Here is a 14,619-nt window from a genome sequence, read left to right on the forward strand (position 1 = left end):
CATGTCCAGCATCAAGACGCAACCGCGAATCCTGATCGTTGACGACCAGCGTTCCAATATCGATGTCCTGAGGGATATTCTGCAGGACTATGACCGGACCATTGCCTTGAACGGACAGCAAGCCCTCAAGGTGGCACGTTCCAAGAAACCGCCGGACCTGATCCTTCTGGACATCATGATGCCGGAAATGGATGGATATGAGGTCTGTTCGATTCTCAAGGGCGACCCGGTTACCCAGGATATTCCGATCATCTTCGTCACCGCCAAACGCGAGGTGGCGGATGAGACCAAGGGGTTGCAATTGGGCGCGGTGGATTACATCACCAAACCGTTCAATGCCAGTATCGTCAGACATCGGATCGGGGTTCATCTTGAACTGAAGCGCCATCGGGATCAACTGGAAGATCTGGTGCGTGAGCGAACCCGGGAACTGATCGAGGCAAGAAACGTGGCCGAGTCCAGAAAAAAGGCGGCGGAGGAGGGGATTCGGGCCAAGAATGAATTTCTGGCGATCATCAGCGATGAATTGCGCAATCCCCTCAACAGCATCATCGGTTTTACCTCCTTTCTCGGAGAACCGGATCTACCCCAGGAGGAACGGGATCAATATTTGGAAATCATCAATGGCGCCTCTTCATCATTGCTCAATTTGATCAATGAAATGATCGAACTGGCCAAGGTGGAGGCGCGTGAAGTCCGTTTGCAGCCGGAACCGTTCGATCTTGGACGGCTCCTGGAGGGGGTGATCACCGAGTTTAATCCGAAAGCGGAAAAGAAAGGGCTTGAACTGACCATGCATCTTCCCGATGGTCTGCCGACGATTTTGACAGGGGATGCCAAACGTTTGCAACAGGTCCTGCGTCACCTGTTGAAAAATGCGGTGGGTTTTACCAATCAAGGCGAAATCATGTTGCGGGTCGAGAGGAAGAGTCAGACCGATACCGAGGAGATCATTCATTTCATGGTCCGTGACACCGGGGTCGGTATTCCCAAGTCGAAACAGGAACTGATCTTCCAGGAATTTACCCAGTTGGAGCAGGCGTTTCGTCGCTCCCATGGTGGTCTGGGGTTGGGATTGACGATCTGCAAACGGTTTATCCCTCTGATGGGCGGGGAAATGTGGGTCGAAAGTGAAGAAGATAAAGGGAGTACCTTCCATTTTACCGCGTCCTTTCTGAAACAACCTGTCCCGGTGGTGGCTTGTTGAGCGAACTCCCGGATATCGTTTCTTTTGAGAGTAAAGGTTTTTAGAATGGCGGGATATACAAAAATATCATGCATTTAATTGATTCTAAGCGAGCCGTTTCATTTTCTTTTGGGGGAAATGTCGGTATTGTCGATGACAAATCCACGGCGATCTGTCATAATAGGGACTGGTGAACTTACATGACCGAACCACGACCATCCATGGCTTCCGATTCTTTCATGAAATGTCTCATTGTCGATGATCAGATCGAAAACAGAATGGTCCTTTCCAAGATCATGGAGCCCTATGCGCAATGTGATCAGGCAATCGATGGCGCTGAGGCTGTCGAGCTGTTTTCCCTGCATCTCAATGAGGGAAATCCTTACGACCTGGTGCTTATGGACATCATGATGCCGGTGATGGATGGGCAGGAAGCGTTGCAGAAGATGCGTGAACTTGAAGACGAGGCGGGGATTCTTCAGGAGAACCAATCGGCCATTGTCATGGTAACCGCTGTCGATGCCACCTCGGAAATGAAACGGGCCTTCGAGGAAGGGCGTTGTACCGGATACATCAACAAACCCATCAACCGCGGCAAGATTCTTGTCAAACTGAGCGAACTGGGAATCAGTCCAAAGGTTTGGTGGTAACCCGATTTGCGTTTCAGAATTTTCATCAGGGAGCGAAACGATGACCGATGCGAATGAGCAATTGTTGACGGCGGGAAAAATCGCCAAGGAGTTGGGTATTTCGGATGCCAAGGTCAAAAAAGCCATCAAGGAACTTGGGATCGAGCCGGTCGCCAAGAAAGGGGTGTGCAATTATTATGGACGCGATTCCCTGGACAAGGTAAAAGGGAAAGTGGTGCCATAAGAGGGCCTTGCACAGTAAAGGCAGTTCCGAATCAATGATTATTCGGAATATTTCAATCTTTGCAGGTTTTGGGATGATTGACGGTCGATGATTTGTTTCAGGATCATATCGCGGAGTTTCTCTCTTGTTTCGAGGGGAATGGCCTGGAAATCCTCGACCGATATTTTCATGATCGTCGATTTGTTCATGGAGATAATGTTGGCGGTGACCAAGCTTTTTCCAAAGGATGACATTTCTCCGAAAAATTTTCCATGCCCCAGTTCCGATAAGACAAGTCCGCTTTCTGCACCGGTTACGTAGACGCTGCCGTCAATGATGTAATAGATGCCGTCATTCAGTATTCCCTCTCTCAGAACGGTTTCTCCATTCAGATAGCGTTTGACGGAACTGATCGAAATCACAAGGCTGTTTTTCTCGAACCTTGAAAATCCGGAAAATGCTGGACTGTTATCGAGATGCCGCGTTACGACCGAAACCGCGTCTTTTTTATCAAGTTCGATGGGGGGGATCGTCCCTTTCCCGAATACTCTGAGTTCTTCACTCTTCTCTTTTGCCATATCCTGGATCAGAATATTATGCCTGTGGGTGATGGACGATAATTGACGAATGATCTGGCTTTTGAGTTTATCCCTGATTTCAATTCCGATATTTTCAAAAAAATCGCGGTCGATGCGGAACAGAATGGTCGGTTCCCGTGCGACAACGCTTGCATACCTGGGCGAACCCAGAAGAAAGGCAACCTCGCCGAAACTGCTGCTGGGACCCAGGCTGTTCAACGGCGCGGCGTGGTCTGACCGGACCACCTCGACCCTTCCCTTGAGCACAATGTAGAAATCATTGCTCTTTTCATTTTCCCTTATGATGACATCGTCACGCTTGGCCGAAACAAACTTGTTGTGAAACGAAACAATCTGTCTCTTCTCATGATTTGTGAATGCATTGAAAAACGGAACAAAGGAGATGATCGTCAACAATCTTTCGTCAAAGTCGGGAAATGTGCCGCTGGAAATACACTTTGTGGCATGTTCCGAGCTTGAGTTGAGATCTTTTCTCAGATTATTGCGCAGGGTTGCATTGCGTTGTTGCTTCTCGATGGTCAGTTCTTCGGTGAATTCCTCGTCGTTCCATTCATCCCGGGGGGCATCGTAGACATGATCGAAAAGCGTTCTCGAATGGAAAAAAAAGAATTGATACCTTCCGATCGATACACTGTCGCCATCATTGAGGAGAACTTCTTTGCGACCGAAGGAGACACTGTTGACATAGGAACCAAATTCGCTTGCCAAATCCTTGAGGAAATAATTATGTCCCCTTTTGATGATCAGGGCATGGTGATCGGAAACGGTATAGTCCGGAAGTATGAAATGATTGTTTGAAGACGAACCAATGGACAGACTGCTTGTTTCATTATCTACTTTTTCGTTTACAATCGGAAAGATATAATTAAGCGGCGTTCTGCTTTTCGAGGGCCGTCCCTCGGCAACCCGGAATGAGACGACGCCTTTGTTGTTGTTTGTAACAATATTTGAAACGCTGTCGCCAAACAGGAAGGGATATTCAATGTCATTGATGAATTCGATGACGGTCGTTTTCGAGAATGTTTCCTTGAAGCCCGTCAACGAAATCCATCCGGACATGTTTATCTTTTTCAAAAGGATTTGATGGTTGTTATTCATTGTTTACTGTCAGGAACAAAGGTGGGAACGATGCGGCGACAACGTTTGCGGCATCATGCGCCTTCATCGGGTGAATGTCAAAATAAATGGTATTGTGTTCAAGAGTGTCTCGTGGCAACGGTCCCCGATTGGGCCGACGTCGCAGGGGCCAACCGGGAGTGCGGTGGCCGGGAAAAGAGTCCGGGCCGGGTTGCCAGAAGGGACCGATGACGGTACCATGGCCGTCTGTTCGACCCCGGAGCGAACGTCAAGGTCGAAAGGTTGGCCGGGGTCCGCCGAACACTGTAGGGGAAACCGTGAATACACCACATCGCACCGAACTCCTTGCCGCCATCCTGCCACTTCGGGAACAACTGAATCGCCATCCCGTCTATGCGGCGGTGACCTGCATTGAAGAGCTCAGGCTGTTCATGGAACATCATGTCTTTGGTGTATGGGATTTCATGTCGCTGCTCAAGGCGTTGCAGGGAGTCCTCGCCCCGTGCGACCAACCCTGGAGGCCCGTAGGCGATCCAACCCTGCGCCGCTTCGTCAACAGCATCGTCCTGGAGGAAGAATCGGATTTGGGTCTTCCCGATGCCGCGGGAAACCCGACCTACGCCAGCCATTTCGAGCTTTATGCCCTGGCCATGACGGAGGTCGGGGCCAACAGCCACATCCCGCGAAAACTGGCCAGCGCCGCGGCGCAACGCGGGTATTCCACGGTCGTCGCGGATCTGGGACATGAAATTCCCCGCCCCGCCCGTCTGTTCATGGATCAGACCTTCGCTTTCATCGCCACCGGCAAACCCCACGTCATCGCCGCCGCCTTCGCCCTCGGCAGGGAACACATCATTCCTTCGATGTTCCGCGCCCTTTTGCAAAACATGGCCATCGACAGTTCCATGGCGCCCGTATTCCACTATTATCTCGAACGGCATATTCACCTGGACGAGGATCACCATGGGCCACTTTCACTGCTCATGCTCGATTCATTGTGTGCCGGTGATCCGGTGCGTATCGCCGAGGCGCACGATGCGGCCATTCAGGCGGTTTCGAGTCGCATCAGGTTCTGGGACGGCGTTTTGGCGACACTCCGGGAGCGGTTGGATTCATGAAACGGCGTCATGATCGACTCGTGGCCCTGCTTCTTCTTGGCGTTCTCGCTTTGAACGATCCGATCCTCTCTCTGTTCGATCGGGATGCGGTCGTCGCCGGAATTCCACTCTTGTATTTCTACCTGTTTGGATTCTGGTTTTTCTTCGTCGTCCTGATTGGATTGGCCGTTACGGGAAAATCGTTGGATCAATCGTGACATGTCCTGGATATGGTTGGCACCGGCAATTTCCATCGCCTATCTGGGCGTCCTGTTTGCGCTGGCTTTTCATGCCGATCGGCAAATGTCCCGTGGCCGGTCGCTGGTCAACAATCCCATCATCTACACCCTTTCCATAGCCGTCTACTGCACCTCCTGGACCTACTACGGCAGCGTCGGTCGGGCGGCAGTCGGGGGGGTTGGATTTCTCCCCATTTTCCTTGGTCCGACCCTGATGGCCGCCCTGTGGTGGTTGTTTCTGACCAAGATCATCACCATCGCCAAAATCAATCACATCACCTCCATCGCCGATTTCATCTCCTCGCGCTATGGCAAGAGTCCCACCATGGGGGGCATGGTGACCCTGTTTGTGGTCATCGGCGTCATGCCCTATATCGCGCTGCAACTCAAGGCGGTCGCCGTCACCTTGGATGTCGTTTCCCATCTGGGGGAACCGGATGTGGTGGGGGCCGTTCCCGAGGTATGGCGCGATACCGCCTTGTATACCGCACTGCTCCTGGCCTTGTTCGCCATTCTTTTCGGGACCCGCCATCTGGATGCGAGCGAACGTCATGAAGGGATGGTCATGGCGGTCGCTTTCGAGTCCCTCGTCAAACTCGGGGCCTTTCTCCTGGTCGGATTGTTCGTCTCCTACGGGCTTTTCGATGGCCTGGGCGACCTGTTCCATCAGGCGATGCAACATCCCGACCTCGCCAGGCTGGTCCGTTTCGACGTGGTGCCGGGAGGATACTCTTCCTGGTTTTCCATGACCTTCCTCGCCATGCTCGCGATCATGTTCCTCCCCCGGCAATTCCAGATTCTCGTCGTGGAAAACCTCGATCGGGAACACGTTGCCTGGGCCTCCTGGCTCTTTCCCCTGTACCTGCTGATCTTCAACCTGTTCGTTCTTCCCATAGCCCTGGCCGGACGCCTGATCTTTCCCGATGGGACCATCGATCCCGACATTTTCGTCCTGGCTTTGCCGCTGCATGGGCAGCAGTCCTGGCTTGCGGTTCTGGTTTATGTCGGGGGACTTTCCGCCGCCACCTCCATGGTGATCGTCGAGGTGGTCGCCATGTCCACCATGGTCAGCAATGACCTGATCCTTCCCCTGCTGTTGCGTCTGCGATCAACTTTTCGCGACGATCTGTCCGGTGTCATCCTCCTCCTGCGCCGGGGAATCATCTTGGGTCTTCTGCTGCTCGGGTATCTCTATTACCGGCTCCTTGGGGAATCCAATACCCTGGTGGGCATCGGCATGATCTCCTTCGCTGCGGTTGCGCAATTCGCCCCCTCGATTCTGCTTGGGATCTACTGGACCCAGGCGAGCCGACGTGGGGCCATGGCGGGCCTTCTCGCCGGTTTTCTCGTCTGGACCCATACCTTGTTGCTGGCTTCCTTCGCCCAATCGGGCTGGATCGACCAGAGTTTCCTGACCGAGGGACCCTGGGGAATCGCCTGGCTGCAACCTCATGCCCTTTTCGGCGTTTCTTTCAGCGATCCCGTCACCCATTCGGTGTTCTGGAGCATGCTGTTCAACGTCGGAATCCTGGTCGGCGTATCCCTGTTCGACCGTCAGACCGCCATCGAACAGATTCAAGCCCTGAATTTTGTCAATGTGTTCGAAAAGGGGGCCAAGGGGGGGGATGCCTACCTGTGGAGCGGGTTCGTCAGTGTCGGAACCCTGAAAAAACTGTTGGCCCGGTTCATCGGACCCGTCGCCGCCGAGGCCGAGTTCGTCCAGCATTTGCGTCAATGCGACCTGACCCTGGAAAACGAGTCTCAAGCTCCGGCGCATCTGGTTGCCTTTGTCGAAAAACATCTGACGGGGGCCATCGGTTCCGCCTCGGCACGGGTCATGATCTCCTCGGTGGTGAAGGGGGAGGAACTGGATCTCCGCGGCGTCATGCGCATCCTCGACGAAACCAGCCAGGTGATCGAATACAGTCAACGCCTCGAACTCAAATCGCGTCAGCTCGAAGCGGCCACCGATCAATTGCGTCAGGTCAACGCCCGCCTCCAGGAACTGGATCGGTTGAAGGATGAATTCCTTTCCACCGTCAGCCATGAACTCAGAACACCCCTGACCGCCATTCGCGCCTTCTCCGAAATCCTGCATGATAACGATGACCTTTCCAGCCAGGAACGGCAGCGGTTCACCGGCATCATCATCAAGGAAACGCTTCGTTTGACCCGGTTGGTCAATCAAATTCTCGATCTTGCCAAGATCGAGTCGGGCACAATGGAATGGCACCTGGGCGACGTCGATTTGTCTTCCCTGGTCCAGGAGGCCATCGATGCCACCCGTCATCTGTTTGACAATAAATCGGTTCGTCTTGTCAACCGGGTTCCGGGAGAGACCGTCAAGGTACGGGCGGATCGGGACAAGATCATTCAGGTGGTCATCAATCTGCTCTCGAACGCGGTCAAATTTTGTGATGCCGATACCGGCCTCGTGGTGATCGAGCCCAGGGAGTCCGTCGAGGAAATCGGGTTGGCGGTGGTGGACAACGGCAGTGGCATTCCCCGGGAGGATCTGGAGCGGGTTTTTGAAAAATTTTATCAGATCCGAAAGGATGCCATCGATCTTCCCATGGGGACCGGATTGGGATTGACGATATGTCGCAGGATCATCGAACGCCACCAGGGGCGCATCTGGGCCGAAAATGGTGTGACGAAGGGGACCGCGTTCCTATTCATGGTGCCCCGGAATGGCCCCTCCGCCGAGGACGAGGGGGCCGGAACCTCCCGATCCCAAGGTGCTTGAGTTTCAATAATCCATATTCCACATGATGCCGATATCCGTATGGGAACGGGCATCGACTCCGGTTTGAACCGAGAGATCCGGGGTCAGATCGTATTCCAATTGGATGCGGTCCGCATCGGCCTTCAATCCTTTTTGCACTTCAAGATATATTTTGTCCGACAGGTATTTGCCCGCATTGACCCTGCCTGTTTCGACCGAATCGCCGGTGAAGTCGAGTTGGTCGATCCCGAGTCGTTGCCCGATTCCATCGACGATTCCGGTTCCGCCGTTGCGCAAGGACTGAAGGGTGGCGGCAAGTTGTAGCGCCTGGGCGGGGGTGATGGTGTCGATGGATCGGCCAAAGAGTAATTGGGCGAGGATGTCCTTTTCGGGAAGCTCGGGAATGCTGATGAATCGAAGTCGGGGATGGCTGGCGGGTCCTTCAAGATTGGCGCGAATCTCCAGGTCCCGGGTCTGGGTGACGGCATCGACATCCATGATGGGGGGGGTCGAGGCATTACCGGAAAAACGGATGCTGCCACGGCGCAACTCATAGCGGCGATTGGCGAATTTCAGATGACCACGCCCAAGATCAAGCTGTCCGGTGATTCGTGGGGCTTCGAGTGACCCCTGAATGTCGATGGCGCCATGCCACCGGGAATCAAGGCCCGGACGGCGGATGAATACCTGGTCGGGGAAGGTCAGGCGCACGTCGAGGCGGGAGTGATGGGTCGGGATGGGGCGGGTGTTCTTCGTTTCTTCGTGTTGTTTTTCCCGGATCCGGACGACACGAGGTTGGGGTCCGTCGTCGGTTTCCGGGAGGTGGTAGTCCACCCGATGAACGGTGGCCGTTCCGTGAATGTCAAGGTTTTCCCGCGATCCTTCGAGGACCAGGGTGCCACTGACACTGGCCTTGATCTCTTCACGCTGGGGCAGGTTGACCTGATTCAGGGTGGTCTCGATCCGGAATGGAAAATCGGCCTGGCGCTCCAGGAGCCATTGGCCCCGGCCTTCGATCTGGCCGCGCCCGCCATCCGTCATCGTGATTCGATCAAAAAGAATGCGCTTTCCATCGGCATGGCCCTGAATGGTGATGTCCTTGAAAAGGATCCCAAGGACATCATTTTCATAGGAACCTTGTTTCAGTGCCATCGTTCCTGCGATCCGGGGTTGGTCGATGGAACCGGAGGCATGCAGGGATGCTTCGAGGAGACCACCGAGTCGGTGTTCCTCCGCCACGCCGAGCCAGCCGGCGAGGTCGGACGGTTTCGCTTTGGCCTGGAGTTCCAGGTCGAACGGGGCAGTGGCGGCCAGGTGGGCCGACCATGGTTCGAGGGTCAGGTGGACCGGTATGTGTGCGTACACCTGGGCGGGGGTTGTCCCCAACCCCGTGACGACCAGCCGCAGACGGGCCAGCCGGTCGCTGTCGATTCCCAGGTGTCCCGAGATGTGTGCGGGGGGGAAGGTGGTGGGGGGACCACTTTGTCCTTTCAGGTTGGTACCCTGGATGGTCATCGATACCTTGGGCCTGGCGTTTGTTCCCGAGAGGGTGGCGGCCAGTTGGACCTCTCCCCGGAGTGGCACGATGCCCAGGCGGTCGAACACCGACAGGGGGCCATGGATGCGACATTGTCCTTCCACCATTCCTCGGCGTTGCTTCAGTGTACCGCGGAGGCGCAAGTCGGCCAGGGTCAGATCAAGGTCCGAAATGGCCAGTCCCTCTTCCGAAAACGTGATGTTCCACGGTCGATGCAGAAGAAACGGTTCCTTGCGCCAGGATCCTGCCAATCCGGTCAGGAGCAGTCGTCTGTCGGTGGGGGCGTGGTGAAATTCACCGTGCCCCGTGAACGATGGATCCTCTGGACCTGTCCCTTGTCCCATGACCTCGAACAGGATCCGTCCCGGTTGACCATGGCCCTTGATTTCAAGATGCCTGAAGGAAATCCCCGAAGCGCTGAAGGGATGCACCACGAGCGTCGCTTTGAATGCGTCATCGGGGGTTTTTGCGTTCCTGCCTGGAAGGGGCGTGGTGGACGATTTTCTTTGTCCGCGGGGATTGGCCTTGGGCGAAGGGGTCGGGTTGGTGGCGGCGGGTGTTTTTCGGGGTGGCAGTTCCAGATCGATTTCGGCCCGTCCTTGCCAATCCTGGCCGTGCCAGGGTTTGAGTGCCGCCAGGGATTCGATGGTTCCTTGCAGACGACCGTTCAGGACGAAGGGGTCGAGCGTGGCGGTCAGGTGGCCGTCCAGTCGGGCGCGGGGCGCGATGATCGTGACCCCTTCCAGCACCAGAGGTCCGCCGTTTTTGCCCATTGCGACCCTGGTGGCAAGGGTGATCCGTTCACGATGGGCACGCAATTGCGATTGCACGGTCCCTTCGGGGGCGGTGACAAGATTTTTTCCGGCGAATGTCGCCGAAAATGAATCAATCTTGAGGTTGGGAAACGTCAGCCGGTCGCCATGAAGGTCGAGTTCGAGCCATGGGTCGTTCCATGAACCGCCGCTCCGGGCGCTGATTTCCAGGGGACCACGGGTTTTTCCGCCCAGTATTCGTTCCAGTGGGGTCAGGTCCTCCAGGGTGGCACGGATGGTCGAGGAGAAGGTCCGGCCTGTCAGGTCGAAACGCCCGCCACCGGTTGCGGACAGGTCCGGACCTGTCAGGCGGACGCGGTGAAGATCGAGGAAACGGTTTGTCCGCAGTCTTCCGGCGGCAACCAGTGTTGTTTGATGATGAAACCAGGGGATGGATCGTGTGGAAGCGACACGCATGGCGCCAGGTTTCGTGCGCAGGCGCAACAGGAGCGTGTCTTCGTCGGGGATGGTCGCGAACAGACCCGATATTCCCAGGGTGGACCAGTGTTTTTCGTCATGTGCCACTCCGGAGGCCAGTCCGGTCAGGGACATTTCCATTCCCGCGGCGCGATGGGTGTTGGGGGTGAGTTCAAGACGACTTTTGAACTGGTCGATGGTGATTCCCGAGGTGACCAGTCGTTTGCCGTGCAGATGGAGCGTCGCTTGTGGCGTCGTCGAGGTCCCGGAAAGGGTTGCGATGCCACGCAGCGCTCCGGTGATGGGCGTGGTTGTCCCCTGGAAAACTCGTTGCATGTTTGGAATGGTGAAATGCACTTCCCCGAAAAGTCGAGGGGGGGAGGTATTTCCTGTCATGATGGATCCCGTGCCATCGAAGGTGATGCCGGGAATGGCGCCGGTCATGCGGGAAAGGGTCAGGGTATGGTGTTCCCGGTCGTGTTCGACGGTCAGGCCGAAGGGGATGGATCCCTGTTCGGTCCGGGATCGGACAAAATTCCAGGAGGGGGGGTCGGGAAGGCGCCATTGTCCGTCAAGGTCGATTTTCCGTCCATCCCTGGCCGTTACCCCGACCGTCATTGTCCCCAGGGGCGGCCCGTGCAGTTCCAGGCGACCACGCCATGCCCGCCAGGGGGCGGATCCTTCCAGGCGTACACGCCAATGGCCCTCGGCGGCGGGGGTCCGGGTCAGGGCGGAGAAGAGTCCCGAACGTTCATCGATTTCAAGGTGAAGCCCAAGATGGTCGGTACGGGATGAAAATTGCATGTCGAACGATGCCTGGGCCAATTCCCGATCCTGTCGTTTGATCCAGCCATGCAACCGGCGCATCCCCTCCTGGACTTCCTGAATTTCCCCCTGAAGTTGAAAAGTCGCGCCACCTGGAAGCAACTCCTGGCCCAGGGACAGGGTGTGAATGGACAACCGACCCGGAAGCCATCCCCGGTCCCACCATCCGCCGGTATCGGAGGAATCCTTTTCCTGCCGTCCGGGCAACCGGTCGAGCGACAACCGTTGAATGTCGAGCCGTGGCAGGGGCCAGGCATCCGAACGCCATTCCTCCCCGGGCCAATCGATGCGTATCCCTTCCAGGTCGAGCCATGGTCCCCGATCATCCGCAAGAACAAGTCGTTCCAGGGTGATGTTCAGCGGCCATTCGCCTCCCAGACGGGTGATGTGAACCGAGGGGGCAAGCATTCGATTGAGCCACTGGTTGGCCAGATGATGGGAACGGTCAAGGTGCAGCACCGTCAGTGACAGGATGGGAAGCAGCAGGATGATGAACAGGAAAACGGCCAGCCTGCGCATCCAACGCCACCTTTTCCCGCGCTTCGGGGGTTGGCGGGGCGCGGCGGAAGCGGAGGTGGTTCCCACCTGCGGACGGTCGTTCATGGCGATGGGGTTTTCCAGGTCGCTTTTAAAGCGCATTGCCTTTTTTTATGCCCTGCTCTGGCATTGAAACGCCACTTGATTCCTTACGCCTTGTCCGTTGGCGCCAGACGGAAAAATTTGCAGATGCCACTGGCCAGTCCCTCGGCCATCATATCCTGATATTCGGCATGGACCATGCGTCGTTCATCGCGCAGGTTGGAAAGAAATCCCATTTCCACCAGCGAGGAGGGGATGCCAGGATTTTTCAGAACGAGAAAGTTGACCCTTTTGACCCGGGGATAGTGGACACCGATGCCCGGTTGATTGCGCAGCGACTGAATCAGTTTGCGGCCAAATTGCACGCTGTCGGCAAGGGCCAGTTTTTTGATGGCATCCATTTGCAGAAGTTCCATCAATGAATCCTGATGCTCGAAGGTTTCGTTGACCGGCTGAATGTCGCTCGCCGCATTTTCCCTCTGGGCCAGCAGGCGATCCTTTTCATCGAGGTCGTACTGAACCCCATCGGTCAGGCAGAAGACCGAGGCGCCATGAACGGCCGGGTCGCGGTAGGCATCGGCATGCAGGCTCAGAAACAGATCGGCCCGGGCGCGGCGTGCCAGCGCGACGCGCTGGCGCAAGGTCAGAAAACGGTCCTCATTCCGGGTCAGGACGACTTTGCAGTTCTGGTGGCCATTGAGTTTGTGAAACAAACGTCTGGCAACGGCCAGCGTGACATCCTTTTCCAGGGTTCCCTCGCGTCCGACCGCCCCTGGATCGATCCCGCCATGGCCCGGATCGACCATGATGATCGTTTCCGTGGGATCCATGAAGGCTTCGTAGGCCCGCCGTGTCCGAAATGGCAGGGATTGTTTTCCGGGGGCCGGGGGTTCCAGGAACGAACGGAACGATGGTGGCACGGGCGGGGTAGGGGTGGGTGTGGCCGAGGGCGCGGCTGACGGGGTCTTGGGCGGATCGGATGGCGCCATCACGACCGGTTCCGACATGTTGGCGGGTTGTTGGTCGGATTGGGCCTGCGATAATTCGGACGCCGGGTGATCTTGAATCCGGTTGTCCCGGCGCAAGCGCAGAAACAATTGATTCCCGACGCCATTGGCCGCGGGTCCCAGACTGGCTTCCAGTTGGACCTCCCCCTGGCAGTCGAAGACGATGCGCGTTCCCCGGGCATGGGGATGACCGATGCGGATGCGGCGGATCAGGTCATTGTGAACGAGGGTCAATTCGCGACTGTTGGCGATGGAAGTCTCGAAAAGATCGACGACGCCACGCTTCGGTGATTCCAGGGTATACGCCCGGTGTCGGATCGTCCCGTCCGCCACAAACGTGATGTCGATGGTTTCTCCTTCCTGGCGCAGCGAGGTGACCGTCAGGACTGTTTTTCCCTGGTTGCCAGGGGGGTCTCCAGAAGAGGATCCGGGATTTTTTTCCGGAGGTTTTCTTTCCTCCGTTTCCGGGGGGATGATCGAACGTTGGTCGTTCGTTTTCGTGAGGACATCCTGTCCTCCGCCCAAGGTGACGTCGCTTCCGGAGGATGACAGGGGTTCCATTTCCCGTGTCGCGGGGACCGGTTCCTGGACGGACGAGGCAGTGGCGGGAGCCATACCGGTCTCCTGCCGTTTCAACCAGACGGTCCACTCCCGTTTTCCCGGTCCGATGGCAGTGTCGGTGGTTTCGATCCGGACCTGTTGCCACAGATCGAAGACCAGACGACCATTGATCGCCGTTTGCAGGCCAAAGCGGACCTTTTTGACCAGGGGATCATGGAATTCGGTGAGTTCCCGGCGCATGAACATCGGGGCGCCGATGAAATCCAACACCGCTCGATGGGGCCGATCAAGAAGAAATCCCCTGGTCACGATGTCCCCGGTGATCGTGAATCCAATCCGCAAACCATCGGCCATGGTTTCGATGCTGGAAAAGCGGATCATGCTCATCTCTTCCGAAAAGGAAAAGGAAAATGGAAACATGATTCCACCAGCCGAAACCGCCAACGCTTGCAACAGGCTTCTACGTTTCATAGAGGTCCACACTTTAGTCCAATGATTCGTTGAATGATGGCCATGAACCCTGATGAATCGACAGTTCATTTACAGGCTGAAACATTCAATAAGGCGGTTTTTTCGGTTTCAATCGTGCATTCGTTTCGTTCCAATGATGAAAAAATCGGCCTTTCCGCTTTGAGTCCTTGAAATCCAATGAATTACCGTGCTAGAGAAAAATCGACGACGACTATTGGAGTCCATCAAGAGCGATCAGTAGCCATGCCCCATTTTTCGGATCTTCCACCCCGGCAACAGGCCTCCCTGTTGGAACTGCGCGACCGCACGACCTACCTGTGGCCTGAAATACAACAGATCTGCCGGATCGAGGGGACCTCCCTGACCTGCCACATCCGGGCGAAGACCCTGAATCAGGTCGAAGGGGCGCTCGATGACCTGCGCAAGGCGGGCTTTTTCGAGTTTCGCAAATTTTCCAACGATCATGGCGATCAACCCCAGCTTTACCGTTTGCAGATGCAGGAGATCACGGCCCAGTTCAAGGAAATCGTCAATTCGATGGATTTCTCCTCTTCCGCCTCTTCCGCCTCTTCCGCCTCTTCCGCCTCTTCCGCCTCTTCCGCCTCTTCCGCCTCTTCCGCCTCTTCCGCCTCTTC

General features: G+C 56.1%; 10 protein-coding genes. 7 read left to right on the forward strand and 3 right to left on the reverse strand.

Features of this window, described 5'->3' with window-relative positions:
- Position 1: 1 nt before the first annotated feature.
- The 3 genes from HQL76_06700 to HQL76_06710 all read left to right on the forward strand — a co-directional run bounded on the left by HQL76_06700 (position 2) and on the right by HQL76_06710 (position 2,059).
- A complete protein-coding gene (locus HQL76_06700; protein MBF0108844.1) occupies positions 2 to 1,207 on the forward strand; it encodes a response regulator in 1,206 nt (401 codons plus the stop codon).
- Positions 1,208 to 1,386: 179 nt separating this feature from the next.
- The gene (locus HQL76_06705; protein ID MBF0108845.1) at positions 1,387 to 1,836 is read left to right on the forward strand and encodes a response regulator; all 450 of its coding nucleotides are present in this window, start codon (positions 1,387 to 1,389) and stop codon (positions 1,834 to 1,836) included.
- Positions 1,837 to 1,876: 40 nt separating this feature from the next.
- Positions 1,877 to 2,059, forward strand: coding sequence for a hypothetical protein (locus tag HQL76_06710; protein MBF0108846.1), 183 nt, complete (start codon positions 1,877 to 1,879; stop codon positions 2,057 to 2,059).
- A gap of 38 nt (positions 2,060 to 2,097) precedes the next feature.
- On the opposite strand, the gene HQL76_06715 is transcribed toward HQL76_06710, so the two are convergent.
- On the reverse strand, positions 2,098 to 3,696 hold the full coding sequence (locus tag HQL76_06715) for a cyclic nucleotide-binding domain-containing protein (protein ID MBF0108847.1): 1,599 nt from the start codon (positions 3,694 to 3,696) through the stop codon (positions 2,098 to 2,100).
- A gap of 245 nt (positions 3,697 to 3,941) precedes the next feature.
- Here HQL76_06715 and HQL76_06720 point away from each other — a divergent pair, with 245 nt between their 5' ends.
- Genes HQL76_06720 through HQL76_06730 form a run of 3 tightly spaced genes read left to right on the forward strand, consistent with a single transcriptional unit; the run spans position 3,942 to position 7,796 of the window.
- A complete protein-coding gene (locus HQL76_06720) occupies positions 3,942 to 4,832 on the forward strand; it encodes a DUF3050 domain-containing protein (GenBank protein MBF0108848.1) in 891 nt (296 codons plus the stop codon).
- Positions 4,829 to 5,029 (forward strand): hypothetical protein, encoded by a 201-nt coding sequence (locus tag HQL76_06725; GenBank protein ID MBF0108849.1) that lies wholly within the window; start codon positions 4,829 to 4,831, stop codon positions 5,027 to 5,029. The genes HQL76_06720 and HQL76_06725 overlap by 4 nt, the downstream gene beginning before the upstream one ends.
- A gap of 1 nt (position 5,030) precedes the next feature.
- A complete protein-coding gene (locus HQL76_06730) occupies positions 5,031 to 7,796 on the forward strand; it encodes a histidine kinase (protein MBF0108850.1) in 2,766 nt (921 codons plus the stop codon).
- Positions 7,797 to 7,799: 3 nt separating this feature from the next.
- Here HQL76_06730 and HQL76_06735 read toward each other — a convergent pair whose 3' ends face one another.
- On the reverse strand, positions 7,800 to 11,969 hold the full coding sequence (locus HQL76_06735; GenBank protein ID MBF0108851.1) for a translocation/assembly module TamB: 4,170 nt from the start codon (positions 11,967 to 11,969) through the stop codon (positions 7,800 to 7,802).
- Positions 11,970 to 12,052: 83 nt separating this feature from the next.
- Positions 12,053 to 13,933, reverse strand: coding sequence for an N-acetylmuramoyl-L-alanine amidase (locus HQL76_06740; protein ID MBF0108852.1), 1,881 nt, complete (start codon positions 13,931 to 13,933; stop codon positions 12,053 to 12,055).
- A gap of 294 nt (positions 13,934 to 14,227) precedes the next feature.
- Here HQL76_06740 and HQL76_06745 point away from each other — a divergent pair.
- Positions 14,228 to 14,619: hypothetical protein (locus tag HQL76_06745; protein ID MBF0108853.1), on the forward strand; the 392-nt coding region annotated here is incomplete at its 3' end.

Source organism: Magnetococcales bacterium (assembly GCA_015228815.1).
Lineage (GTDB): Bacteria > Pseudomonadota > Magnetococcia > Magnetococcales > UBA8363 > UBA8363.

Bases quoted from the DNA above. Each gene is read 5' to 3' on its own strand.
- HQL76_06740 (MBF0108852.1), bottom strand. From the start codon at position 13,933: ATGTTTCCATTTTCCTTTTCCTTTTCGGAAGAGATGAGCATGATCCGC.
- HQL76_06715 (MBF0108847.1), bottom strand. From the start codon at position 3,696: ATGTCCGGATGGATTTCGTTGACGGGCTTCAAGGAAACATTCTCGAAA.
- HQL76_06710 (MBF0108846.1), top strand. From the start codon at position 1,877: ATGACCGATGCGAATGAGCAATTGTTGACGGCGGGAAAAATCGCCAAG.
- HQL76_06730 (MBF0108850.1), top strand. From the start codon at position 5,031: ATGTCCTGGATATGGTTGGCACCGGCAATTTCCATCGCCTATCTGGGC.
- HQL76_06720 (MBF0108848.1), top strand. From the start codon at position 3,942: ATGACGGTACCATGGCCGTCTGTTCGACCCCGGAGCGAACGTCAAGGT.
- HQL76_06705 (MBF0108845.1), top strand. From the start codon at position 1,387: ATGACCGAACCACGACCATCCATGGCTTCCGATTCTTTCATGAAATGT.
- HQL76_06735 (MBF0108851.1), bottom strand. From the start codon at position 11,969: ATGAACGACCGTCCGCAGGTGGGAACCACCTCCGCTTCCGCCGCGCCC.
- HQL76_06725 (MBF0108849.1), top strand. From the start codon at position 4,829: ATGAAACGGCGTCATGATCGACTCGTGGCCCTGCTTCTTCTTGGCGTT.
- HQL76_06700 (MBF0108844.1), top strand. From the start codon at position 2: ATGTCCAGCATCAAGACGCAACCGCGAATCCTGATCGTTGACGACCAG.